This is a genomic window from Spiroplasma endosymbiont of Dactylopius coccus (assembly GCF_977110965.1).
On the sequence record NZ_OZ373019.1, the window covers coordinates 1,459,895 to 1,485,804 of the forward strand.

A 25,910-nucleotide genomic window follows, 5' to 3' on the forward strand; every position below is an offset into this window, starting at 1 on the left:
TTCACCCTTACTTATGTTCAATTTGATAACTTGCAAGAATACCAATCATTGCTGCATTATCAGTACAGTATTCTAATTTTGGAACAATTATTTTTAAATTTGCATATTTAATTTTTAAATCTAATACTGCTAATCTTAATTGCTGATTAGCACTAACTCCTCCTGCTAAAACTAAAGTTTTTGGATTATGTTTTTTTAATGCTAATTCAATTTTATTAATCAATACTTGAATAACTGTTGTTTGAAAAGAAGCTGCAAAATTATTAAATTGTAACTTACCTTTTTCTTTATTTATCAAATTAGCACATGCTGATTTTAAACCACTAAAACTAAAATCTAAACTATTATCATTTTTAGGTAATGGTAATTTATAAGTTGGCTTTCCCAATTTAGCACTTCGTTCAATTTCAGGACCACCCGGATATTTTAAATCTAACATTCTTGCAACTTTATCATAACATTCACCAACAGCATCATCTAATGTTTGACCAAGTATAGTGAAATTTAAATGTTCATTTGCCAACATCAACTGTGTATGACCACCACTAACTAATAAACCAAGTACTGGAAATTCTCATTCATTATTAATTAAAGAAGCATACAAATGTCCATACAAATGATTACATGGAAGCAATGGCTTTTCTAAATAAGCAGCAATAGTTTCTGCTATAATTTTACCTACGTGTAAACAACTAGCCAGACCAGGAGTATTAGTATAAGCAACAAAATCAATATCCATAATTGAAATGTTAGATTTTTCAATTGCTGTTTGTAAGACAGTAGCAATATTTTCACTATGAGCTCGTGCTGCTAATTCTGGAACAACACCACCATATTGTTGATGAAGCTTAATTTGTGAAGCAATAATATTACTTAAAACCTTTTTATCTTTAATAACAGCAACACTAGTTTCATCACAACTAGTTTCTATCGCTAAGATTATCATCAATATCCTCTTCTTTATAATAAGCAACTGCTGATTCTAAAGCTAAAATCATCATTTTTTTAAAACTAGTTTCGCGTAATGCTGCTGAAATTGATTCACCGGTAATAAAAGAATCAGAAATTGTTAATAAACAAGCCGCATTTTTTTCTAAATGTTTTGCATTAGCAAATAAGGCAAAAGATTCCATTTCTACTGCTAAGCATTTACTAATTAAAGGATTAGTTTTATAATCATTATCATTAATACGATAAAATACATCACTTGAATGAATTAAACCCGATCTTAAATTTATTTTTTCACTTACTATATACGAAGAATTTTCATTTTTTTGCTGATCAAATTCATTATCAATTTTTTGTGCCACTTTATTAATAATTTTGCTAATATTACCAACAGATTCAATTTGATTTTCATCAATATTAGCAGCATATTTAGCGAAAGTAGATTCACTATATACTTTAGTAGTATTAATAATATCATAAACTTTAACATCTTTTTGATATGAACCAGCGCTACCAACACGAATAATACAGTCAACATCATAAAATTTAAATAACTCATATGAATATATACCAATTGAAGGCATACCCATACCACTAGCAGCAATAGTAATATTATATCCTTTATATTTTCCAGTAAACATTAACATATTACGAACATTATTTACTTGTTTTCAATCTTGTAAAAAATTAGAAGCAATGAATTGAGCACGTAATGGATCACCTGGCATAATTACTACTTTTGCAATTTGATCACGAGCAGCTTTAATATGCGCTGTTGGAATTTTTTCTTTATTTTCCATATATTCTCCTTTTTTTAAATAATAATAGTTATTATAATATATTGTTAATTTAGTAACAACATTAATATTTTTAATGACTAGTTTTTTATTTTAAAAATTAAATTTAATTTTATAACTTTTCATACTAATTAAAGAAAATAAAAAATATTCTAAAAAAAGTTTAATCAACACCTTTTTTAGTTTTTTAGTATAATTTATTAAAACTTGGTTAAGTATCGTTTTTGTTTATGTTTGCTTTTATAATTTTTTATGATAAGATTTGTTTGTTATTAAAATATAAAATTTGCTACTTAAAAAGTAGTGTTCACTGGAGTTTTATATATGCAACAAGATTTTTATGTTAAAAAGATTTTTTATGCTTGTTATGTTAAAAATGTAGTTTTACCTATTTCTTTTTTAAATAATATTGGAAATAAAAAAGGTAAATGTTATATTGGTAATAAACAAAAATTAAGAAATAATACTGTTCGTACTAAAAATAATTTAATTCAAAAAGCATTGCATAATTTTTATAATAGTAATATTTTGAGTTTTGTTACTTTAACTTATGCTGAAAATATGCAAGATGTTAAACAATCAAAAAAAGATATTCGTTTATTTTTTCTTAAATTAAAGAAATGATGAAATGACCCTAAGCGTGCTGAATATATGGGGGAATTAAAATATATGTATGTTTATGAATATCAAGACCGTGGAGCAGTACATTTTCATATAATTTTTAATAGAAAAATACCTTATAATATGATACGTGATTGATGACCACATGCTGGTAATGCTAAGGGCATTGATTTAAGAGTTGTTCGTAAAGGTACAAATGAGTTTGTTATTAAATATTTAGGTAAGTATGTTACAAAATCATTAGATGATGTTAAATCTATAAATCAAACAGATATAGGCATAAAAGCATATTCTTTTAGTCGTAATTGTAAAAATCCTATTGTAGTTCGTGGAATTAAAAAAATGACAATTGGAGATATCATTAAAGCAAGTTTTAATGCAACAAATGTATTTTATTTTAAAACTCAAAGAGATAGTAACGGTGATACTGTTATGATTGGTGGTATTATTGAAAGTACTGTTGTAAATGATTATTTTAAAGAGTATGAAGATTACGAACGTTATGTATATTTAAGTGCTTTATCGTATAAACATTATTTACGAACCAGTGAAATTGGTTATTTAATTCAAAGAGATAAAGATGTTTTAATTTGGACAGAGAAAATTTTTGGTAATAAAGTTGAAAAAATAGATTTTAAGAAAAAAGTTTTACATTAGAAAAAAAAGTTATTTTTTCTATAATTTTACTTGTATATATATATATATATATATATAATGTTTAATGTCAAAATAATTTAGAGTCACCAGTGAAGACTTTATTTTGTTTTGACATTTTTTTTGTTTTTACTTGAAATATATATAAATATCTATATATTTATATATAAGATGGTTTACCCACATCTTAATCTGACTTTATTAGTCGTTTCACTGGAGGTTAAGTTTTTTTATGTTTAAAGTTCAATTAGTTAATATTGAAAAAGGGCGTATTATTCCCGATAAAAATAATAAAGGTCAAACATTGAAGTTTGATGTTTTGAAATTTGTAGAAATAAACAAACAAACGAGTGTACCAGCTGGTCAAACACGTGATAAATGATATAATCCAGAATTTGCTAGTGATTTTAATAATTGTTTATCTACTGTTGATTTAAAAGTTGGTAATTTTTATTCACTTGAACTTGATTTAAGCGGTAATATTAAAAGACTTTCTAATTGAAAATAGTTATTTATTAAAAGGGTAATTTTAAATAATTATTAATATGTTAGGAGTTAATTTTAAATTATGGCTAAAAATGATAATTGTTCATGTGAACAAGCATTTCATTTAGCAATTTATATGTGTAAACTTTGTGACCAAGTTATTTGTCCCAAAAGAGTTTTACAAAACTTATATACTAAAAATTATTATTGTCCAAATTGTATATTAGATATTGCTTTAAATAAAGCAATGAGACAACAAGAAAGTAAGTTAAATTATGAGACATAAGTGTAGTGATTGAACTTATGAAAGAGTATATGGTTGTGAAATGTGTTACAGAGTTGCTAATGAAATGGAACGAATAAGAAAAGAAAATAAAAGAAAAAAATAAAAACTAAATAAGGGGCATATATATACTTTTTAGTGTATTTTTGCCCCTTACTCTAATTAGTATAAATATGCTCCTTATTAGTATATAAAGTAAGGAGTTTTATTTATGGAAAAAAGGAAACAGTTTAAATATGACTATATGTTAATTGATAAAGCGTTTAGAGATGCTAGGGAAGATAAGCATTTGCAAGAGATTTTAAAAAGATTAAGTGAAAAATAGAGGAGACAGTAAACATGCCTAATGAGTTAGAACAAACTAGTAATTATACTTTAACTAAAATTTTAAGAACTGGATTAAGTCCATTAAGTGCTATGGTAGGAGTTAGTGCTTATTATGGTCAATATTTAAAAGACCCAATTTTAGGTTCTATTAATTCTTTGTTATTTAGTAAGAAGTTGGCAATTGATATATGAAATATTAATCAAAGACCAACTACTAAAAATAAAGTTATTAATAGTTATAAAAAGATATTTTTAGGATTAGGAACAATTGGTTTAGTTAATTATGCTAAGTTTGTTAATTATGTAGATAAGTCGGTTTTTTTATTAAGAGATGAACCATGTTTTTGACCACCTTGTCCTACACCACCACCAATTCCTACCCCAATACCAACACCTAGTCCAATAGTTAATAAACCTTTTGTAGACTGAGATACTTATATATCTTTAAATAGTTTTGGTATAGCAAATGTTATTAGTGGTTTAACTGAATTAATACCTAATAGATTTGAAATTATACGTAAAATAGCGAATACGGGTACTGGTGGTTGTTTGATTAGTAGTGGTGTTGCTATGGGTATTAATAATAATTTTAATAATTATTTTGCTATTCCTACGATTATTGCCGGTGCAAGTGAGATTATAAATATTTTATTGTTACCGTTAAGAAATACACATAATAATACAGAATTACAAGAAGTATTTACTGATGAAAGAGCAAGATTAATTAATGCTAGTGTTAATGATTATCAAAGTACAAATGACAGTATGGTTGATGTTGATTTAAATGATGATAATATGTCGGAGATTAATTTAGATAGAGCAAGTTTAAATTGGGATTATTCTTATGCTTATACGTTAGGTGGTGTTTAAAATGGATTTTAAGGAGATTGTTAAATATGCTTTATATATTGGTGGGTTTTGCCTTATACTTTGATTTTGTCGTAATTGAATACATGAGTGTATACAGAAATTCAAACATAAAAAACATGTAAAGGAAAAAGAAAATGACCCAGATTGTATTTTTTGTCGTAAAGATTTTGAAAAGAAGAAACGTAAATTAGAAATGGAAAAACAACAAAAAGAATTAGAGAAAGGGGGTGATTAATATGCCTGCTGGATTATCAGCATTATTAAATATGATTGGTGGTGTTGGCCAACAATTATTAAATGCTTTTACTTATATTTTTGGTTGAGTATTTACTACTGGCGATGGTGGAACACTTACAAATTGACCAGTGTTAATTTCAATTGTATTTATGGTTCTTGTATTTATTAAGCAGTTTGTTGGTCATATTATCCATGGAACACATTAGTAATTAGAAAGGAAGTAAGCAAATGGTAAAGTTATTTTTTAGTTTGGTTTTTGTTTTACCTTTATTGGGTAGACTTTTACCAGTTGTTAATACTTTGGTGCAAACTATTTATATGCAGTATTTAAGTTCTTTTGCTGGATTACATACTGTGACACTTTTTATTAAGTCGTTCTTTTATGATAGTTTATACACTTTACCTTTGCCTATTCTTGCTTTAATAAATGTTAGTTTTGTATTTTATTTAATTTTAGGATTATTTAGATTTACAAGACATTAGGATGTGAAATTATGTTTATACCTTTTATTACAACTGTTATGCAATTATTTGCTTCAATTTTTATGAAGTTTTTTAGTTTTCCACTTGGTGATTTAGGTTTTAATTTAGGTACGTTAATGATATTTTTGATTTTGCTTAGATTTGCATTTAGGGTTATTTTACCCGAATTAATGTTACCAACATTAGGTTTAGGTTATGGTGTTAAATTTATTGGTAAATCTGCTGTTGCTATTGGTGGTGGTGCTGGTAAAGATATTGCAAATGCTTATCGTAATGGAGAATCTGGTGTAAAACCAGTTCAACGTTATAAAGGTGGTACTTATTCTTATAAACAAAAAGGTACTGCTGTTGCTCGTACTAGTGGATATGAACAACATTATTATAATCCTAAGTATATTAAGTAGGTGTTATTATGTCTAATTTTGTAGTTAGTATATTGCATTTTATTTTTATATTTTCTAGTAAAGATATTCAAATATTTTTAAATCAACCAAATATTACTGATGAAGTTTATATTTTGTTTAATTTGACTTTTTGGTTGGTATTAGGTGTATTTTTTAATTTTATTTATCGTAGTATTAAATTTGTTTTTAGGTCATTGTTTGGGTAGGTGTTAATTATGAGTGTTTTAGAAATTTACAATAAAATACATCAATGTATAGTTGATTATTGAACTATGTTTATAGGTAGTCCAGTTGACCAATTTACTACTATTTTATGAAATTTAGTAGTTTATGGTACACAGTTTTTTATTGGATTTATTTTGTTTTATGGTTCATGGTGAATTTTAAAATGTTTATTTGGTAAATAATTATGTGATTTAAGTTTGCTAAATTATTTTTTGTTGTAAATACTTCTGTTCAAGCACCAACTAGTTTAATTGCTTCAAATGACCCTAATGTTGTTAATTATGATATTACAAAAGAAATGGTTAAACATGTTAAATATCATAATTTTGATGATTGAGCAACAATACCATGAAATTCTGCTTATTTTGACATTGACCAACCAGATTTAAAATTAGTAAGTGGTGAATTTATTGGAAATGGTGAGGGTATTTATACATGTCGTTATTTTAGTGATACAGTTGGTGTTTTACCACAAGTGGTAAGGATGGGAACTGGTGTTTATACTTTTAATAGAAAACAATTAGATGACTTTTCACGTATTATGTTTAATCATAATTATGTTTCAAATGATAATGTTAATTATTTAGGTTTTCTTAATACTGGTAAAAGTATTATAAATTTTCAAACACAGTTAAATTTTGAAATTGATAAACCTTTAAGTTTTTATATTCAAGGTTTTATGTTTTATTTTTCTTATCATGATTTTAAAACTTTCTCTGCTCATTTTACTTTTAGTTTTTTAGATAATGTTGGTGATACAAAATATGTTTTTAAAGGTAAAGTTGATAATGATATTTATCAGCAAGATTTATATAATTTTGTTACTATGCCTATTCGTGTTCCAAATTTAAGACATTTAACAGTATTTTTTGATATTCATGGTCAATCAATTAGACCAACTTTTTCACCAGATGTTTTTTTTGGTCAAGTTAATATTTTTTCAAGTGAAAATATAACTCCAGTGCCACCAAATAGTCCTTTTAATCCTGAATATGAAAGACCAAGTTGATATGATGTTTTTGGTCATTTACGTAATGCTTTTAGATGAGTACTTTATGGAGTTGTTGGTAAAGTTTTACCAGTTGAACCTTTAAGAGAATTTTTTACTAAACTTGACGGATTATTAAGACGTATTTTTGATGATACTATTAGTTCTGTTTTAAATGTTGATTTTACTAGTGGTTTAGAGCAAGTTTTAACTTTATGAGTGTTTTTAAAAGCAGTAGGATTTTTAGTTGGTTAGGAGTTGAAATAATGCCTTGATATGGTTATTTACTTTTAGGAGTTATATTATTAATAATACTTTATCCATTTTTAATAACTAGAAAAAATATAAAGATATTACAACGTGTAGGTAGTTATATTATTTCAGCACCACCACGTACTGGTAAATCCGCTCTTGCTTGTTGTTTAGCACAAAAACATAAAGGTAGAGTAGTAAGTCCTATTCCTATTAAAGTTCGTAATGAATATAGTTATCGTTGTTCTTATGATGATGTTTTTAAATTTAATCAATTAAATAGTAATTATGCTTTTAAAGAGTGTGATATGGTTGTTTTAGATGAGTTAGGTTTGAAAATTAATAGTAATGATTTATCACCCGAATTTAAAGAAACACAAGAAAGTTTAGGAATGTTTTGTAAGTTAATAGGTCATAATTTTAATGGAATTATGTATATGATTGAGCAACACCCCGATAGAATACCAAAGCAAGCACGTGAAAAAGTGGAATATATTGTTCAAGTTAAAAGAATGCGTATTTTGTTATTTTTAGTTAAGTTTAAACTAAATATTTATACTAATGTTGATGATTATAATAAAGTTGTATTATCTAAAAGACAAACAAAGCGAATAATTAAACGTGGTGGATTACCACCTAGTTATAGTGGTGAAACTATGACTTTTAGTTTATGATTTCCTAGGTCTTATTTACAAAGATATAATAGTCGTGCTTTAAATTATATTCATTCGTTAAAGAGTGAATTAAGTATTGTTAAAGACTATGAACAATCACAAGCATTAGATTTTACTGTTGATGATATTAGAGCAGTAGGATTAGATAAGTTGGATAATATATTACAAACTGAAAAGAAAGAAACTGAAAATACTGTATGCCGTACTTGTTATTATAGAAATAAATATTCTAAGAAAAATAAGAAAGATGTTAAAATAGAGTAAACCTATATTATTGGTCGGAGCCAACCAGAACCTTGGTTGGTTGGCCGTGGCGTTTACGCCACTGGGGTGAGTTGCGAAGCAACTAGGGGCAAAGCCCCTATATACTTGGAATGGCAACACTTTTTAGGACTATTTTTTGGTAGACACTTGTTCTTGATATTTGATAGGAGTTAAGTAGTTTAAAGTGCTGTGGATTCTTATGTTGTTGTATCAATTGATATAATCAAATAATTCTAATTTTAATTGGATTAATGATGTAAAATTTTTATCATTAATAAATTCAGTTTTGAAAGTTTTAAAAGTTGCTTCAGCAACAGCATTATCATAAGGACAACCTTTTTTGCTTAAAGATCGAGTAATATTGAATGCTAATAAAAGATTATTAATAATTTTATTGTTAAATTCATTACCTCGATCACTATGAAATATTTGGATATCTTTTAAACAGCGATTTGATTGCATAAATGCTTGATATACTAGTAATGCATCTTTTTTAACTCCAACACTATGTCCAATAATTTCGCGGTTAAATAGGTCTATTAATAGGCAAATATAGTTTCATTTACCATTAACTTGAACGTAAGTTAAATCACTAACAATAACTTCATTTTTAACCCTATTATTAAAGTTTCTATTAACAAGATTGGTTATTTGACTATTATTGACTTTATTATGATGATTTTTGAATGATAATTTAGTGTATTTTGATATTAAATTATGCTTATTCATAATTTCTTTAATTTTTCTGCGTGATAAATAAATTTCTTGGTTTTCTAAAATTTTTTTTAATCTTCTAGTACCATAAACTTCTTTATTTTCTTTAAAAGCACTAATAATAGCTTCATCATACATATTATTTTTGATTTTATTTTCTTTTTTCTTTAAGTTAAAATAATATGTTGATTTAGATATTTTCAAAAAACGACACATTGTGCGAATTTTATATTTAACTTTATTTTTAGCAATAATTTCTAATTTCTGCCTATTATTAGTGCTGCTTGCTTTAAAATATCATTTTCCATTCTTAATTGTTTTAATTCTTTTCTTAATTTAATTAATTCATTTTCTTCAACAGAACGATTATCTTTAGTTTTAAAACTACCTGAATTAGTAAATTGCTTAATTCAATTATAAGTAGCTGCTCTTGTAACATTGTACTCTTTAGCAAGACAAGACACTGACTTACCGCTTTGATATAAAGCTACTATTTGTTTTTTAAATTCATCTGAATATGAGTTAATATTGGCCATAATTATACTTCCTTTCTTTTCACTAATTTGTTCACTTGTCTACGTAATTAGTGTCCAATAAAGTGTAACCCATCCATCATATATTTAACGGTTTTTTTAATTTTTTTAACTTACTAATCATTTCAAAATCTAAAACTACGGAAATTGAAGGATGCAAATAATCAAAGTTTTTAATATACCTTTCACTAAAATCATTTTTATTTTCAAATAAATAACCTTTTTTCATAGGATATTTAATTCTTTTAACAATTTCGTTTAATAACTGGTGATTAAATGAAGAAACAATAATTTCAGCTTTACTTTTTTTTCTAATTTTTTAATTTCTGAAAAAATAACCATTAATTGATTTGGGGTATATTTACGATTAATTTCTTCTTTAATTTCAACATTAATCATTTGATAATTTTTACTTAATTTTTCAATAAAATCATTAAATAATGGTGGAATTCATTCTTTATTATTTTTAAAAAATTCCAAATTAATAATTTCTTCATATAATAAACTACTAACCTCACTTTTATTATTGGCAATTCTTTCAAATGTATCATCATGAAAAATAATTACTTTATTATCTTTTGTTAATCGAATATCAAACTCTACTGCTTGGCAAATTTTCAAAGCATTTTGGAAATCAATGATTCGATTTTCACCTTCTGTAGAACGAAATCCACGATGTGCCACTAATAATGCCATAAAATAAACACCCCCAATATTCCTATACCTAATTATTTTACACTAGACTTGTTTTGTAATTAAAAAAGTACTTTGTGTTTCCCAGAAATTCAACTATAAAATTTTATTTTTTTAAGTTTAAGTAAAAATTAACAATTAAAATTAATATTTAATTAAGGAATAAATCTCGTTACTGAATTATAATCATAAATATCATTATCTAAATTACTTGCACATAGAATACTATTATTTCATTCAAAGTTTTGTTCTGCTATTTTTTCACTAAGTAACAATTGTTCAATAGATTGATCTAATTCTAAATTATTTGATATATCTTTTATAATTTGTTCATCACACATACCATCAAAAATTAAATTAGATGATAAATTTTCACTACTTAGTACAGAACTTTGTTCTTCATTAGCCATATATTCAAATTCTATTTTCTCTAATAACTTATCTAATTCTGTTTCTTGTGTTTCTGAATAAAGTTGTGATTCTAAAACATCTCATGCAATATTTTTTATTTGTTCACTACACATATCATCACAATTAAAATTGCTTAAATCAAAATTTTGTTTTGAACTAAAAACATAATCAGATTGCAATTCTCTTTGTTTTTCCTTTTCTTGTTTATTAAGTTGCTGTCTTATTTTCTTATATTCTTTCCTTCTTGCCTTCACTTTTGGCCTTTGAGCATATTGTCTTTTTTTCTTTCATTTCAGGCATTTGAGCATATTCTCTTTTTTTTCTTTATTTTTATGATATCACTCTCGATCATATTTTCTCCTTCTTACCTTTACTTCAGACCTTTGAGTATATTCTTTCTTTTTTTCTTTATTCTTTTGAAATAAATAAAATTCATTAATAACTATATTTCCATTATTCATGATTTTCCCCTTCTAAATATAATTAATTAAATTTTTATATTAATAAATATATGAATTAGGTTTACCAATTTTAAATGTTTTTTTAATATTTAATTAAAAATAAAAATATATTATGACAAAATCTATAATATTTTCATTTTCATTTTTTTTACTCTTAATTACTATTTTTTTAAAATCAAAAATTTTTAATTTAAACTTAAAAAAATATTATTAACAATTAAAATTAATTAAAAATAAAACCAGTTGCCAAATTATAATCACAATTATCACTGTTTAAATTACTTGTAAGTATAATATTACTATTTCAATTAAAATTTTGTTGTGAGATTTTTTTATTAACTAATAATTGTTCACCAGATTGACATAATTCTAAATTATTTGATACATCTTTTACAATTTGTTCACCACAAACATTATCATAAATTAAATTAGATAACAAATTTTCACTACTTAGTCCCAAACTTTGTTCTTTATTAGCGATATATTCAAATTCTGCTTCCTCTAATAACTTATCTAATTCTGTTTCTTGTGTTTCTGAATAAAGTTGTAATTCTAAAACATCTCATGCAATATTTTTTATTTGTTCACTACACATATCATCACAATTAAAATTGCTTAATTCAAAATTTTGTTTTGAACTAAAAACATAACCAGATTGCAATTCTATTTGTTCTTGCTTTTTTTCTTTATTGCGTTGATATCTTTTTTTATCATATTCTCGTTTTATTGCTTTTACTTCAGGTATTTGTTTATATTCTCGTTGCCTTTCTTTATTGCGTCAATATCATAGTTTACTATACTCTCGCTGTTTTTCTTTAATAAGCTGATATCTTTTTTTATCATATTCTCGTTTTATTGCTTTTACTTCAGGTATTTGTTTATATTCTCGTTGCCTTTCTTTATTGCGTCAATATCATAGTTTACTATACTCTCGCTGTTTTTCTTTAATAAGCTGATATCTTTTTTTATCATATTCTCTCCTCCTTACTTTCACTTCAGGTCTTTGCTTATATTCTTGTCTTTTTTCTTTATTTTTTTGAAATAAATAGTACATTAATAACTATACTTTCATTATCCATATGCTTTGCTCCTCCTATAAACATAATTAATTAAATTTAATTTAAACTTTTACCACATTTTTTCTATCTATCAAAAATTATATTTATTTTTTTTGATAAATAAAACTGTATTATTGCAATTTTTTTCAAATTCTTAATAAAATAAAAAATTTTATAGTATAAAATACCCATAAAATTTTTTATTTTATTATATTTTTAATTAAATCTTAGAAAATATTACTAAAAAAGTAAAATTTAATTTCAAAATTAATTCATCATTAAAATTATTAATAAATAATTTTATCGTTTAGATTTATTGAAAGCAATACCCAATGCTTTTGGTGTTTTACTTCATTTTGATGTAAACACTAAAACTAATAAAGATGTTACAAAAGGCAATATATTCCATATATCAGAATTACTTGATATTCATTGAGGAATATTTGGTAAAAACGTAATTCTGGCACCTGTTGTTTCAACAATAGCAAATAAGGCAGCACCAATTGTAATCAATGGTACTCTTCATTGTCCAAAAATTAAAATAGCTAAAGCAATAAAACCATTTCCACTAACTGTCCCACGAAAAGTTTGACTAGCATACATTGGAAAAATACCACCAGCAATTCCTGCTAAAAAACCAGATAATAATACAGCAACATATCGTTGTTTAATAACATTAATTCCTGCAGCATCAACCGCATTGGGATTTTCACCAGTCGCAACATGATGTAATCCTCATTTAGTATATTTTAGAATAATAGCAATACTTACTAAAACTATAATTGCTAAAAATAAATATAAATTAAAAAATTCATTATTACCAATTTTTGGTAATTGATAAATATTTGTTAATGAAATAAAACCATTATTCCCTGGTAACTGAACAACAAAAACTGCAATTGCTGCTGCTAAAATATTAATTGCAACGCCAGAAATAATTTGATCAGATTTTAAAGTAACTGATGCAAAAGCATGGAAACAAGCAAATCCCATTCCCACTAATCCAGCTACTAATAAAGCAACAATTTGTGATCAATTACCTCAATTAACACCTATATTTTTTCCAAATGAAGAAAAAGCAAGAGCACCAATTGTCATCATTCCTTCAATACCAATATTAACAACACCAGCACGTTCTGAAATTAATCCAGATAATGCACCAAGTACTAAAACAACAAAAATTAAACTAGAATGTTCAAGAATTATTTTGAGTGCTTCCATTAATTTTTTCCTCCTGCTCTTTCAGTTTTTATTTTCATAATTGCTTGTTGTTCATTTTTAAATATATCAGTAAATTTATTAATAAAAGTTGTCTTTTCAATTTCCGCTTTTTTAGTAAATTGTTTAGTTAATATATTAATATTACTATTAATTGGGATAATTTGACTTTTTAATTGCTGTTTGTCAATTTTATAATTTTTAATTAAGTCTTTAACATTATTTTTATAATTAGTTTGAAGTTGATGTTTTGCTAAAATTAATTGTTTTTTTATTTTTTTATCGTCAGTTTTAACTGTTTGATTTTTTAATAACTTTAATTCATCACTTAATTCTTGTTTCAATTTATTAATTTCTCGATAAAGATTTAATTTTAAGTCTTTTACTCTTGACTTATCTAATATTGCTTTTTGTTTTTTTAATAATACTATTTCACGAATTAAATCTTGCTTATAGTTATAAACATTATTTTCATATTTCATTTTTTCATTAATATACATATTTAAACTTTCACCATAAATCGTTTTTATTTCTTGTTGAAAATTATTTCAATTACCAATTTTACCTTTTTTTCAAATTGCATTATATTGTTTATATATATAATGATTTAAAGCTTTATTTTCTTGGAAAAATTGTGCTCAATTCACACCAACTTTATCATTTTTATTATTAATAACTGCTTGTAACTGTAAGTTGATATCACTATTAACTTTATTAATTTCTTGTGAAAAATTTTGTTTTAAATTTTTAACTACTGACTTATCATCTCATAGTATTTTATTATATTTTCCTTTTAATTGTTCTTTATCAATTTTATATTTTTTAATTAATTCCTTAGTTTCAATTTTATAAGTAATTTGAAGTTGACATTTTTTTAAAATTAATTGTTCTTTTAATTTTTTATCATTAGTTTTAACTAATTCATTTTTTAATGACTTTAATTGAACACTTAATTCTTGTTTCAATTTATTAATTTCTTGTGAAAGATTTTGTTTTAAATTTTTAACTTTTGACTCATAATCTGATAATGATTTATTATATTCTGTCTTTAAGTGATTAATTTTATTATTTTTTTCTTTAATTAAATCTGATTTTAACTTATTATATTGTCTCTTTATTTTAAAATTTTCAATAAAATGATAGTACATCTTGGCAATAAAACTATTTGTAACTTTTCGTTTTTCTCCATCAAAGGCTATATTTAAATAACGAATTAAAAATTTAATTGGCTGTAAACGAGATAATAAAACTGCACAAGCAGCTGAATAAATAATAACACCAAAAATAATATCACCAGTTGCTGTTGGTAATGTTAATACTGAACCAATTGAACCACCACTCTTAATTAAGCCTCAAAGAAAAGCAGAACCCACAACACCTATTGGATTAATTTGGCCAACTAAGGCAACAGCTATACTATCAAAACCAAGAGTTGGTAAATCATCAGTTAAAAAACTAATTGAAGGATTTTTGGCAATGTAATAAATAACAGCCATTACTCCTGCTAATGCTCCTGAAATAACAAATGATGTTATGCAATAATGTTTATGATTAATACCGCTATAAACCGCAGCAAATGGATTTAAACCTACTGTTCGAATTTTATAACCTAAAGTTGTTTTTTTCAATAAGAATCAAACTGTTATTATTAAAATAATAGAAATTAATAATGGTAGTATACAATTATAACCATTAATACTCATACTCATACTATCATGAATAGTTGCTGATGTTCCATGATCAGCATCATATAAATCTTTATTGATTTTAAATAGTCATTTTACTAAATATCAAATTGTTCAATTTAATAAAATAGAAGTAACAACCTCATGAACATTAAAAAAAACTTTTAATAACACTGTTACCAACGCCACCAATATTGCTGCTAATACTCCAGCAAAAAGCGCGCTAATTATAGCTAATGGTTGTGATAAGTCATAACGGACACCAATTGCGATAACAACAGCTCCTGCTGCTAACATTTGACCCGCAACTCCAATATTAAACATTCCTGAGCGGAAAGAAATAACTAGTGCTAATCCTGCTACAATATAAATTGCTCATCAAACTAAAGTATTATCTCAATTATTAGCTGGCCAACTTGTAAAAGCATATGTTAATAACAACTGAAAATAAGTAAAAGCATTTTGACCTGAACCAATTATAACAAAACAAGCAATAATTAATCCAAAAATAATGGCAAAAATTGAACCCTTAAATTTAGTAAGACTACTATTCATTTCTTTTGAACCAAGATATAAACGACTTCGTCGTTTTAAAAATCATGTTTTTTGTTTAAACATTATCTTCATTTCCTTCCATTAACATTTTTTGTCCCACCATCATTAATCCTAATTGTTCACGAGTAACATTTTTAGCACTAACATTACCAGTAATTTTACCAGCATGTAAAACAACAATTCGATCTGCTAATGACATAACTTCTGATAATTCATAAGAAATTAATAATACTGCATTACCTTCATTTTTTTCATCAAGAATACGACTATGAATATATTCAATAGCACCAATATCCAAGCCACGTGTTGGCTGAGCAACAACTAAAATTTTATGTTTTCTTGTTAATTCTCTACCAACAACCGCTTTTTGTTGATTACCACCTGACAAACCTCTAACTAAAGCAAAACCACTTTTACTACCACGAACATCATAATTATTAATAATATTTTGTGCATAAGATTGAATAGCTTTACTGCGAATCAAACCATGCTTAGAAAAAGGATATTCGCTAATATTTTGTAAAACCATATTATCAATAACATTATAATCTAAAACAAGTCCATATTTATGACGATCTTCAGGAATATGACTTAAACCACTTTTATATAAACTTCGAATTGAACTGTGTTTCATATTCTTATTACCAAAAAAAATATCACCTTTTTCTGGCTTAATCAAACCAGTAATTGCTGAAATTAATTCAGTTTGACCATTACCCTCAATACCAGCAATAGCCACAATTTCTCGTGACTTAACTTCTAAACTAAAATCAGAAAGACCCATTATTGATTTCCTATTACCAATTTTATGAACAAATAAATTATCAATTTTTAATAATACTGGCCCTAATACAACATTACCTTGATTTCTAATATCAACTAAATCTCTACCAACCATCAAAGTAGCAATTTCTTCTTTAGTTTTACTCTTAGATTCAAAAGTTTCAATAACTTTACCTAAACGAATTACTGTAACATTATCAGCAACTTGTTTAACCTCTTCTAATTTATGACTAATAAAAATAATAGTTTTACCATCACGTTTAAGTTCTTCAATAATTGTTAATAAACTAGTAATTTCTTGTGGTGTTAAAACCGCGGTTGGTTCATCAAGTACAATAATACTAGCACCACGATAAAGAACTTTTAAAATTTCAACACGTTGTTGCATACCAACACTAGCATTCTCAATTTTTAAATTAAGTTTAATGTCTAATTTATATTTTTTTGAAATTTCTAAAATTTTAGATTTAGCTTTTTTATAATTAATTCACTGTCATTTATGAACTGGCTCACTACCTAAAATAATATTTTGTAAAATAGTGAAGTTATCAACTAATTTAAAATGTTGATGTACCATTCCAATACCTAATTCGCCTGCTCTAATTGGTCCTGATATTACTACTTCTTTACCATTAATTTTAATAATACCTTTTGTTGGTTGATATAGTCCAAATAAGATTGACATTAGTGTCGATTTACCTGCACCATTCTCGCCAACCAAAGCGTGAATTTCTCCTTTTTTAATTTTAATAGAAATATTATTGTTAGCAATAATAGTATCTAAAAAAACTTTAGTAATACCTTCCATTTCAACAGCATATTGTAAGTTCTGTTTTTCAATATTTACTTGCATTTTATCACCCCTCTTAGTTATTTAAATGGATCATATTCTTTTTTAATACCATTAATTCAATAATGATCTTTTAAATTGAGTATTTTTTGTCATCCAGCAGAAATTTTATCTAATCAATTAGTAGTTTCTGTCATTAATGGTGTATAAATATCTTTATCACCATCTTTAATTGCTTTATTTGGTGTTATTCCAGTAAAATTAGGCCCACCTCTGTATGGTGCATCATCAATAAATGTTTGATCGGCAGTTGGATCAGTTAGATGATCTGGATTCTGATCAGTTTTACCAACTGATTTTCAGAGCATAAGTTTAATTGAACTAATTAAATCTTTTTCTGCAGAAGTAATAAACCTATCTGCAGATTGTGGGTATTGAAGTTGTTGATCTGTATCAACACCAATAATTTTACCTTGACCAGATTTTTTTAATGATGATAAAGTATCTTCGGTTTGTGGTCCTGCTACTGGAAAAATAATATTAGTTTTTTGTCGAGCAAGATCATCATTAATTGCTTGTGAACCTTTTGAACCTTGAGTAAAATCACCACTAAATTGAGTACCTGAAGTTATAAATTTAATATTTGGTAATGATTCTTTAAAATCTGAATTTAAAATTTTAACTCATGATATTAATTTTTCTTCATCTTCTTTATTTTTAAATTTATTATTAAAAAACTGTATGGCTCAATAATAACCATACATATAATTAGTAACTGCTGGAATATCAAGTCCACCATAGGTTGACATTTTTAAATTATCAAGTCCACCATATTGATTAGCATGAGCAGTTAACCATATTGCCCCTGCTAATCCGGCTAAAAAGCCTGATTGTTCTGCTTTGTAAAGTAAACCAGCCAATTGTTTATTAGATTTTGGTACTTCTTTATTTGGAGTATCACCATCAATAAAAATAAATTTCACTTTATGTTTTAAAATAGTATTTTGTGCTTTAACCAAAGCATTATGATGTAAAAATCCTGAAGCAATAATTACTTTACTGTTTATGAAAACGGCTTTATTATATGATGTCATTAAATCATCAGTATTAGTTAATTGGGGATTATCTCAAGAAACCTCAACTCTTTTATTTTTATATTGAGGATCAACATAATCACTATGTGTTCAATCATTAAACTCTTGTTTAAACTTGAGGGCAGCATTATATGATGATTCATTAAAAGAAGCATCATTAATAGTATGTCCATCAGTTACAACAGTTATTCGATAAATATTTGGATCATTAAACTGACTATTGCAAGCAATGATTGGTAATATCATTATTACTGACAATGATATTGCACTAAATACAGTAAAAATTTTACGCATACTATTATATTCCTCCTACAATTATATATAAATATTTATATAAAAAAATATAAAAAAAGAAAGCAAAAACATTGCTTTCTTAATTCAATTATTCAAAATAAAATAAAACTGTGTATAAATAAATTTTGAAAATAAATGGGTGGGAATAACTTACTATTAAAAAATACAGTATATATGTATTTAATATTAATTATTTTCTTATTTTCACAATTAACTCTAAACACTAGTTTCTCCTTTTAATGGCATAACTACCATTATATAAGATAATAAAACTTATTCTTTAAAAATTCAAGAATAATTATAATTTTTTTAAAATATATAGTAAAGTTTTATTAAAACTGTGGTTTATACTTTTCAACACTTTCATCAACATAATTTTTTCAAGCATTTTCTCACTTATCACGAGTAGAATCATTAGCTAAATCAGCAACTAATTTATTATAAGCATCAGTTACTTTTTGTGCTAAATGTCAATAATCATTACTATCAATAATTAAGTTATTATAAATAGCACTAATAGAATCATTATTAGCAATTCCAAGATATTGCTGACCACTTAATGCTGGTTGTGGTATGCTACCATCAAAGTATTGTTCACCATTAATAGGTTTAATACCATCCTCATTATAATCTAAATTAAAAGAATGTCATAATCAGGTATTAACTGACTTATGAATTCCTTTTAAAGCTGATGTAATAAAAATATCTTTAGCATAACTATATTGAACACTTTGATCAACATCGACACCAATAATTTTTGCTTTGCTATTAGTAGTAGAGTTTTTAACAGCTGATACTAAATCAATTGTTTGTGCTCCTGCAACAGGCATTACAATATCATCTTTATATCCATCAATTAATTGTGAAGTTATCGCTTTTGATGATTTTGTACCGGATTCAAAACTACCTGTAAATTGTTTAGCAATTTTATCAAAATGAATATCAAATTTATTAGTTCATTTTTCAATTTTTTTCTTACCCTCTTTAATTCTAATGGCATTAGTCATTTCCAATAAATTATCATTGCTATTACGATATTTATTAAAATAATATACACCTCAATAATAACCCATCATATAACTAACAATAGTATCAGCTGGTAAACCACCAAAAGTTGACATTTTTAAACCATTATCATCATATGTTTCATGATTAGCAGCTAATCATATTGCTCCTGCTAATCCTGATAAAAACCCTGATTGTTCTGCTGAATAACTTAAACACGCTACATCAACTGGTTTTTCTAATTTAGCATCAACTAAAATAAAACGAACACCTAACTTTTTATATTGATTTTGAATAGCTGGTGTTAATGCACCAAGATGATTAAACCCAACAACAATAATTGTTTTAGCACCAGCAAATGTTGCTAAATTATAATTATTTTGTAAAGTTGAAACTGTACTATCTCGTGAAATAATTCAACGCGTTTTCATTTTTTTATTTTTTCAAACTTCATTACCGGGTAAATTACTAATCATAATACGATTATCATTAAATGTTTTAGTAAACTCTTTTGAACCTTCTAATACTTGCTGATTAAAAGCTTTATCGAATAAATCACCACCATCAGTAATTATTCAAATATCACCAACACTAGGAATACTACATCCAATTAATCCTACTGATGAACTATTTATTAACAAAGTAATAATTAATAATTTTAAAAAATATTTCATAAATTTCTCCTATAAATAAAAAAATGTACTACAGTAAAAATATTAATATTTATTTACAATTTTTTTATACTTTATTTTTACCATATTTTTCATCAAAATTAATAATTCCTCTACTATATGCATCAATAATAATTCGTGCACAATGAACAGGATTATATAAAATATTAGTTTTTAACTGTGAATTAGCCATTAACAGTTTAATAAATAGTTCAAAATCATTTTCTTTTAATACAAAATCATGCGTAAAACCTTTTATATCATTCATATCTACTAATAATGCTAAAAGAATTTTATGAATTATTCCTCATGAAGAATTTTTAGCATTACTCTCAATTCTACTAATTGTTGCTTGACGAACACCTACTAATTTCCCCAAATATGCTTGCGTTCAACCAAGTCTTAGAACCTGTTTAGGATCTTTTTTAACTTATTTTTGATTAAATTAATATCATAAATGTTATTTTATAGTTGAAAAATAAATTTTTAATCGATAAGTTGTCAAATGATAAAATCTTTTTAACAAAAAAATGACAAAGAAAATAAAATGTTAATTAACTGTCAGGTTAGAAATAATTATTCCCTTTTTTAGTTTAATTATGTTTAAAAGATTCCAAACAGGTTCTTAGAACCTGTTTAGGATCTTTTTTAACTTATTTTTGATTAAATTAATATCATAAATGTTATTTTATAGTTGAAAAATAAATTTTTAATCGATAAGTTGTCAAATGATAAAATCTTTTTAACAAAAAAATGACAAAGAAAATAAAATGTTAATTAACTGTCAGGTTAGAAATAATTATTCCCTTTTTTAGTTTAATTATGTTTAAAAGATTCCAAACAGGTTCTTAGACGTATACGCCTAATTTCTACTTCAATTGCCATTTTATTTCCCTCTCTAATTTTAGTTATTCCCAAACTTATTATGTTATGAAAAATTATAAAAAGATAAATTTTATTCTATATTTGCATAAAATATACTAAAATTAATATGGTGATACAAAATGGAAAATGAATTAATTAAATACTGAACAAAAAAAAGTTTTTTTTATGTTAGCATTTTGTGATTAATTGTTCAAATTATATTTATAATAATAGGTTCAATTTTAATAAATACTACTAGTGAAAAAATAATTAATATTTTATTAATAGTTGGCATAAATAGTTTAATTCTATTAATTTTGTTTGCTTTTTCTATTAATCATTATACTTATGAAACAGTTTATCAAATTAAAGTCAAAGGTAGTACTTTTCAAACTAAATTTTATCGTTATCTAATTATTCTATTTAGTTTTGGTTGATTAATTTTTTTCATTTTAAATGCATTATTTATGTTAGTTGAAACTGCCGTTTTTAAAAGCAAACTTGATTATTTTAATACTTTAAACGATCATTGATGAATTTTACTTATTGTAACAATATTTAACGTTTTAATTATTAGCATACATCGACAATTAATGCATTATACATTAACAAATTTACAATTACCATGAAGTAAATACATAAATAACAAATAGTAGATATAATCTACTTTTTCTTTGCATCTCATAAATTTATAATATTTTTTGCACTAATTAAACCAAATAATGATCCACAAGCAACTAAACCACCATTTAATCCAATAAAAACAAATGATAATCCTAAGAACCTGTTTGGAATCTTTTAAACATAATTAAACTAAAAAAGGGAATAATTATTTCTAACCTGACAGTTAATTAACATTTTATTTTCTTTGTCATTTTTTTGTTAAAAAGATTTTATCATTTGACAACTTATCGATTAAAAATTTATTTTTCAACTATAAAATAACATTTATGATATTAATTTAATCAAAAATAAGTTAAAAAAGATCCTAAACAGGTTCTAATACTAAAGTTATTACTCCATTGCCAAGACTGGCAATACTAACAATAATTAATGGTAATAATGTAACAACAATTGAACCAACTCCAATTACTAAACCAAGAATATAACCAATTCTTTGTTCAAATGCTTTTCTTGAATTTATCATAACTAAAATAAATATAAGAATACCATAAGTTGTTAGACAAGCTATCAATATAATTCATCCTAATCATTGAATAGTACTTAATCCAGAATCAAAAACTTCTTGTAATCATTCTCCAAACTTCCATAATAATTCATAAGAACTTTCCATTAATCCTTTTAAAGAAATCATAATTATAGAAATAACCATTACTGGCATTAATGTTGTCAAAAGTAGATAAATACCAATGTTAGATAATGTTTTTGAAAATTTTAACATCCTTTTACCTCTTTATAATTATTATTTCGCAATATTTCTAGTAAACTATTCATACTTTATTTTTAACATCTTATGCAAAAAAAAAATAAAATCTATAAACAATAATTTTATTTATCAATCATTTTTTAAATTATTAAAAACTAAATGTAATTAATAATTAAGTATCTAATTTTACATTTATCTTAACATTTAGCCAATATAAATCAACAATAATACGTAATTTAAATAGTTAATAATAACTATATCTTGTCTTTTAAACTTTAAAAATAAATATATTATCTTTATTGATTGTAAAATTTCAAAAAAAATGTTAAAAAAAACTACAAACTAAATATAGTTTTTAACCTATTTACTTTGTTTCTCAAAGTAAATAGGTTTTTATTTTTAAAAGGAGAAAAAAACATGAAAAAAATATTAAAAATAATAAGTGGTTTAATAATTATTACAAGTACAAGTTTAAGCGCTATTGGATGTTATAAAAATAACAATATTTATGATTTAAAAGTGTTACAATCAATAATTTGACAAGAATCAGCAGAAAGAAAAATATCCTTATTAAATACTTTTCGTGCAGCAATAAAACAGTATGATGATGTTATAGAAGCAAATAAAACATTTATCATTAGATGTTATTTACGCAACCGCAAATAAACCTAATGCCAAAAATGATGAAGAAGATAAAAATTACACTGTGCATAACTCCTAAAGCTATATACACAGATTTGTTAATAATGCGTTTATCTTGTCGTATTTTAACTACTATGCAATCAAAATAAACAATCGGATAAATACTATCTAATGGGTAATGTTTAGTAATCTGTGTAACTTACAAAAATAACTATGTTTAATTAATTCTATAATAAACCTAGAAAGAGTGAATTACAGATGGCTAAAAAGCAAAATATTAATAATAATGATCCAATATCAAAAGCAGTAGATTTATTATTAGAAAATACTGAAGATTTAACAACAGTTTTTAAAGAGGGAGGTTTGTATAAAGAATTAACAAAAAGATTAGTAGAAAAAATGTTGAATTCTGAGATGCAAAATTATTTAGGATATGATAAGAATCAACATAGTAATAGTGACAATGCTCGTAATGGTATAAGTTCAAAAAAATTAATAACTCAACAAGGTAAAATTGAGATTGATGTACCACGAGATCGCAATAGTAATTTTAATCCTGTAATAATTGCAAAAAGACAAAGAAGATTTGATGGTTTTGATCAACAAGTTCTTTCTTTATATGCAAAAGGTATGACATTATCAGATATTAGAATGCAATTACAAGAGTTATATCATGGTGCTGATATTAGTGAAAGTGTTATTAGTCAAATTACTGATGATGTTATTGATGATGTAAAAGCATGGCAAAATCGACCATTAGATAGTATTTATCCGATTGTTTATTTTGATTGCATAGTAGTTAAAATACGACAAGATAAACGCATTATTAACAAATCTGTGTATATAGCTTTAGGAGTTGATTTAGAAGGTAAAAAAGATGTTTTAGGCTTATGAATTAGTGAAAATGAAGGTTCTAAATTTTGATTAGCCAATTTCACAGAAATGAAAAATCGAGGCTTAAATGATATTCTTATTGCTTGTAGTGATAATTTAACAGGAATGTCAGAAGCAATACAATCAGTTTATCCTAAAACAGAACATCAATTATGCATCGTTCATCAAATTAGAAATAGTTTGAAATATGTCTCATATAAGCATAGAAAATCTCTAGTTGCAGATTTAAAACCAATTTATACTGCATGTAGTGAAGAACAAGCAATGCAGGCTTTAGAAACATTTGAAAATAAGTGAAATAAACAATATCCTCAAATTGCTAAATCTTGATATAAAAATTGAGAAAATTTGATAGTTTTTATTAGTTATCCAACAGAAATTAAAAGAGTAATTTATACCACAAATGCTATTGAATCTGTTAATAGTCAATTACGAAAAGTTATCAGAAATAAAAAAGTTTTTCCTAATGATATGGAAGAATTGAAAATATTTTATTTAGCAATTGAAAATATAACAAAAAAATGAACAATGCCCATTCAAAATTGAAATACAGCAATTGCTCATTTTATGATAAAATTTGAAGATAGAATTAATCTTAACTAGTACTTTGTAAAACAAAGATACACAGATTTCTAAAAAGCCTCAATTATTTTAATTTCAGAAAAAATTAATGAATAATTTTCATCTGAAAATTGATAGTTATTTTTTCCTAATTTTAATAAATTTTTATTTATAATTTTATTTATTTCTTTTTTTAATTTATATCAATTATAAATATAACTAAATATAATCAAAAATATAAAAGTTATTACAAATAATACTCCTATTATTCAATCTTTCATATTAAATTACTCCTTTTTTCCTTGATTTTACTTCTAAATTGTACTATTTTTAATTATTTTTACAAGTATCCTTTTAAATGCAAAATAACGCCTAAATTAAAGGCGTTTATTTTGTGATACCTATACTATTAATTATATTGAAATTGTTTATTATATTTTAAATATGAAAGTGTTATTTTAAATAATTTTTATTTTATTTAAAATAACACTTATATATTTATATAATAATTCAGTAAATTAATTTTTTAAATATATTTACAATAAATTTAGATTTTTTTAAAATAGTTAGGAGAAAAAATATGAGTTTTAATTATTTATGAACTTTAAAAGAAGCAACAAAAAGAATGTATCAATCATTTAGAGATGATATAAAAAATCAATGAGAAAAAACAGATTGAAGAATATTAAAAGAAAGAGATAGAAAATATATTCCAGTTAAAATTAAAGAAAGAACTAGAAATACTATCAATGGTCTTGTTATTTATAAATGTCGTGATTATAAATATTATGATGAACAATTAAAAAAATGAGTAAGAGTTTGTTTATTAGATGAAGAATTAGAATTACCTAAATATAAAAGAACTTGTCAGGATATCAAAAATAATGTTATTGAACATTTTGCTGATGGAAAAAGATATGTTGATATTTTACATACTATGAAGCAAACAAAATTTAGTACAACAAGTATTAGTAGATTATTTCAAGAATATCAAGTTAATAAATTAGATGTGGATGGGTTACACTTTATTGGACACTAATTACGTAGACAAGTGAACAAATTAGTGAAAAGAAAGGAAGTATAA

General features: G+C 24.7%; 30 protein-coding genes and 1 pseudogene. 15 read left to right on the top strand and 16 right to left on the bottom strand.

Annotation, left to right across the window (positions count from 1 at the left end; genetic code table 4):
• Window positions 1-7 precede the first annotated feature (7 nt).
• Window positions 8-946 (bottom strand): tRNA (adenosine(37)-N6)-threonylcarbamoyltransferase complex transferase subunit TsaD, encoded by a 939-nt coding sequence (gene tsaD / locus ACXUB0_RS09145; protein WP_458258461.1) that lies wholly within the window; start codon window positions 944-946, stop codon window positions 8-10.
• A complete protein-coding gene (locus ACXUB0_RS09150) occupies window positions 921-1,748 on the bottom strand; it encodes a purine-nucleoside phosphorylase (RefSeq protein ID WP_338958059.1) in 828 nt (275 codons plus the stop codon). Before ACXUB0_RS09150 ends, tsaD begins: the two co-directional genes overlap by 26 nt.
• A 321-nt stretch (window positions 1,749-2,069) precedes the next feature.
• Between ACXUB0_RS09150 and ACXUB0_RS09155 the strand changes: the two genes are divergently transcribed.
• From ACXUB0_RS09155 to ACXUB0_RS09205, 11 genes are all read left to right on the top strand, one after another.
• Window positions 2,070-3,023 (top strand): rolling circle replication-associated protein, encoded by a 954-nt coding sequence (locus tag ACXUB0_RS09155; protein WP_458258462.1) that lies wholly within the window; start codon window positions 2,070-2,072, stop codon window positions 3,021-3,023.
• Window positions 3,024-3,252: 229 nt separating this feature from the next.
• Window positions 3,253-3,528: a hypothetical protein gene (locus tag ACXUB0_RS09160; protein WP_458258463.1), complete on the top strand. Its 276-nt coding sequence runs from the start codon at window positions 3,253-3,255 to the stop codon at window positions 3,526-3,528.
• Window positions 3,529-3,588: 60 nt separating this feature from the next.
• Complete coding sequence (locus ACXUB0_RS09165; RefSeq protein WP_458257735.1) at window positions 3,589-3,792, top strand: hypothetical protein; 204 nt, start codon at window positions 3,589-3,591, stop codon at window positions 3,790-3,792.
• A 336-nt stretch (window positions 3,793-4,128) separates the two neighbouring features.
• Window positions 4,129-4,986 carry a hypothetical protein gene (locus ACXUB0_RS09170; protein WP_458258090.1) on the top strand — a complete coding sequence of 286 codons (858 nt, stop codon included), beginning with the start codon at window positions 4,129-4,131 and terminating at the stop codon, window positions 4,984-4,986.
• A 1-nt stretch (window position 4,987) separates the two neighbouring features.
• On the top strand, window positions 4,988-5,221 hold the full coding sequence (locus ACXUB0_RS09175) for a hypothetical protein (RefSeq protein ID WP_458257597.1): 234 nt from the start codon (window positions 4,988-4,990) through the stop codon (window positions 5,219-5,221).
• Between the two features lies 1 nt (window position 5,222).
• Window positions 5,223-5,429 (top strand): hypothetical protein, encoded by a 207-nt coding sequence (locus ACXUB0_RS09180; RefSeq protein WP_174480363.1) that lies wholly within the window; start codon window positions 5,223-5,225, stop codon window positions 5,427-5,429.
• Between the two features lie 22 nt (window positions 5,430-5,451).
• Window positions 5,452-5,706 carry a hypothetical protein gene (locus ACXUB0_RS09185; RefSeq protein WP_174480864.1) on the top strand — a complete coding sequence of 85 codons (255 nt, stop codon included), beginning with the start codon at window positions 5,452-5,454 and terminating at the stop codon, window positions 5,704-5,706.
• A gap of 11 nt (window positions 5,707-5,717) precedes the next feature.
• Window positions 5,718-6,110, top strand: coding sequence for a hypothetical protein (locus ACXUB0_RS09190; RefSeq protein ID WP_458257598.1), 393 nt, complete (start codon window positions 5,718-5,720; stop codon window positions 6,108-6,110).
• A 215-nt stretch (window positions 6,111-6,325) separates the two neighbouring features.
• Window positions 6,326-6,517: a hypothetical protein gene (locus ACXUB0_RS09195; protein WP_458257599.1), complete on the top strand. Its 192-nt coding sequence runs from the start codon at window positions 6,326-6,328 to the stop codon at window positions 6,515-6,517.
• 2 nt (window positions 6,518-6,519) lie between these two features.
• Window positions 6,520-7,578, top strand: coding sequence for a hypothetical protein (locus tag ACXUB0_RS09200; protein ID WP_458257600.1), 1,059 nt, complete (start codon window positions 6,520-6,522; stop codon window positions 7,576-7,578).
• An 11-nt stretch (window positions 7,579-7,589) separates the two neighbouring features.
• Window positions 7,590-8,513, top strand: a complete 924-nt coding sequence (locus ACXUB0_RS09205) for a hypothetical protein (RefSeq protein ID WP_458257601.1) — start codon at window positions 7,590-7,592, stop codon at window positions 8,511-8,513.
• 129 nt (window positions 8,514-8,642) lie between these two features.
• Here the strand turns inward: ACXUB0_RS09205 and ACXUB0_RS09210 are convergent.
• The 11 genes from ACXUB0_RS09210 to ACXUB0_RS09260 all read right to left on the bottom strand — a co-directional run bounded on the left by ACXUB0_RS09210 (window position 8,643) and on the right by ACXUB0_RS09260 (window position 20,857).
• Window positions 8,643-9,763 (bottom strand): IS3 family transposase gene (locus ACXUB0_RS09210; RefSeq protein WP_458257546.1). Its coding sequence is split into 2 segments (ribosomal slippage): window positions 8,643-9,487 and window positions 9,487-9,763, totalling 1,122 coding nucleotides; the frame shifts between segments, so codons are not numbered across the junction.
• Window positions 9,764-9,785: 22 nt separating this feature from the next.
• Window positions 9,786-9,989, bottom strand: coding sequence for a hypothetical protein (locus tag ACXUB0_RS09215; protein ID WP_458258464.1), 204 nt, complete (start codon window positions 9,987-9,989; stop codon window positions 9,786-9,788).
• 29 nt (window positions 9,990-10,018) lie between these two features.
• Window positions 10,019-10,456 carry a glycerophosphodiester phosphodiesterase family protein gene (locus ACXUB0_RS09220; protein WP_458258465.1) on the bottom strand — a complete coding sequence of 146 codons (438 nt, stop codon included), beginning with the start codon at window positions 10,454-10,456 and terminating at the stop codon, window positions 10,019-10,021.
• A gap of 152 nt (window positions 10,457-10,608) precedes the next feature.
• Window positions 10,609-11,325, bottom strand: a complete 717-nt coding sequence (locus tag ACXUB0_RS09225) for a hypothetical protein (protein WP_458258466.1) — start codon at window positions 11,323-11,325, stop codon at window positions 10,609-10,611.
• A gap of 223 nt (window positions 11,326-11,548) precedes the next feature.
• Window positions 11,549-12,379, bottom strand: a complete 831-nt coding sequence (locus ACXUB0_RS09230) for a hypothetical protein (RefSeq protein ID WP_458258467.1) — start codon at window positions 12,377-12,379, stop codon at window positions 11,549-11,551.
• A gap of 304 nt (window positions 12,380-12,683) precedes the next feature.
• Entirely contained in the window at window positions 12,684-13,604 is a 921-nt protein-coding gene (locus ACXUB0_RS09235; protein WP_458258468.1) for an ABC transporter permease, read from the bottom strand.
• On the bottom strand, window positions 13,604-15,904 hold the full coding sequence (locus tag ACXUB0_RS09240) for an ABC transporter permease subunit (RefSeq protein ID WP_458258469.1): 2,301 nt from the start codon (window positions 15,902-15,904) through the stop codon (window positions 13,604-13,606). Before ACXUB0_RS09240 ends, ACXUB0_RS09235 begins: the two co-directional genes overlap by 1 nt.
• Complete coding sequence (locus tag ACXUB0_RS09245; RefSeq protein WP_458258470.1) at window positions 15,897-17,477, bottom strand: ABC transporter ATP-binding protein; 1,581 nt, start codon at window positions 17,475-17,477, stop codon at window positions 15,897-15,899. The genes ACXUB0_RS09240 and ACXUB0_RS09245 overlap by 8 nt, the downstream gene beginning before the upstream one ends.
• Before the next feature lie 17 nt (window positions 17,478-17,494).
• The gene (locus ACXUB0_RS09250) at window positions 17,495-18,802 is read right to left on the bottom strand and encodes a BMP family ABC transporter substrate-binding protein (protein ID WP_458258471.1); all 1,308 of its coding nucleotides are present in this window, start codon (window positions 18,800-18,802) and stop codon (window positions 17,495-17,497) included.
• Between the two features lie 332 nt (window positions 18,803-19,134).
• The gene (locus ACXUB0_RS09255; protein WP_458258472.1) at window positions 19,135-20,481 is read right to left on the bottom strand and encodes a BMP family ABC transporter substrate-binding protein; all 1,347 of its coding nucleotides are present in this window, start codon (window positions 20,479-20,481) and stop codon (window positions 19,135-19,137) included.
• 64 nt (window positions 20,482-20,545) lie between these two features.
• A complete protein-coding gene (locus tag ACXUB0_RS09260; protein ID WP_458258473.1) occupies window positions 20,546-20,857 on the bottom strand; it encodes a hypothetical protein in 312 nt (103 codons plus the stop codon).
• Between the two features lie 625 nt (window positions 20,858-21,482).
• Between ACXUB0_RS09260 and ACXUB0_RS09265 the strand changes: the two genes are divergently transcribed.
• Window positions 21,483-21,995, top strand: coding sequence for a hypothetical protein (locus ACXUB0_RS09265; RefSeq protein ID WP_252320146.1), 513 nt, complete (start codon window positions 21,483-21,485; stop codon window positions 21,993-21,995).
• A gap of 335 nt (window positions 21,996-22,330) precedes the next feature.
• On the opposite strand, the gene ACXUB0_RS09270 is transcribed toward ACXUB0_RS09265, so the two are convergent.
• Window positions 22,331-22,744 carry a hypothetical protein gene (locus ACXUB0_RS09270; protein WP_458258474.1) on the bottom strand — a complete coding sequence of 138 codons (414 nt, stop codon included), beginning with the start codon at window positions 22,742-22,744 and terminating at the stop codon, window positions 22,331-22,333.
• A gap of 402 nt (window positions 22,745-23,146) precedes the next feature.
• Here ACXUB0_RS09270 and ACXUB0_RS09275 point away from each other — a divergent pair, with 402 nt between their 5' ends.
• Window positions 23,147-23,395 carry a hypothetical protein gene (locus ACXUB0_RS09275; RefSeq protein WP_339047408.1) on the top strand — a complete coding sequence of 83 codons (249 nt, stop codon included), beginning with the start codon at window positions 23,147-23,149 and terminating at the stop codon, window positions 23,393-23,395.
• Window positions 23,396-23,441: 46 nt separating this feature from the next.
• Here the strand turns inward: ACXUB0_RS09275 and ACXUB0_RS09280 are convergent.
• Window positions 23,442-23,546 (bottom strand): annotated as a pseudogene (locus ACXUB0_RS09280) (transposase); the annotation flags it as partial.
• A gap of 83 nt (window positions 23,547-23,629) precedes the next feature.
• Here ACXUB0_RS09280 and ACXUB0_RS09285 point away from each other — a divergent pair.
• A complete protein-coding gene (locus ACXUB0_RS09285; RefSeq protein ID WP_458257881.1) occupies window positions 23,630-24,868 on the top strand; it encodes an IS256 family transposase in 1,239 nt (412 codons plus the stop codon).
• Between the two features lie 29 nt (window positions 24,869-24,897).
• Here the strand turns inward: ACXUB0_RS09285 and ACXUB0_RS09290 are convergent, their stop codons facing one another.
• Window positions 24,898-25,107 carry a hypothetical protein gene (locus tag ACXUB0_RS09290; protein WP_458258475.1) on the bottom strand — a complete coding sequence of 70 codons (210 nt, stop codon included), beginning with the start codon at window positions 25,105-25,107 and terminating at the stop codon, window positions 24,898-24,900.
• Window positions 25,108-25,406: 299 nt separating this feature from the next.
• Here ACXUB0_RS09290 and ACXUB0_RS09295 point away from each other — a divergent pair, with 299 nt between their 5' ends.
• Window positions 25,407-25,865: a hypothetical protein gene (locus tag ACXUB0_RS09295; RefSeq protein ID WP_458258476.1), complete on the top strand. Its 459-nt coding sequence runs from the start codon at window positions 25,407-25,409 to the stop codon at window positions 25,863-25,865.
• Window positions 25,866-25,910: the final 45 nt, after the last annotated feature.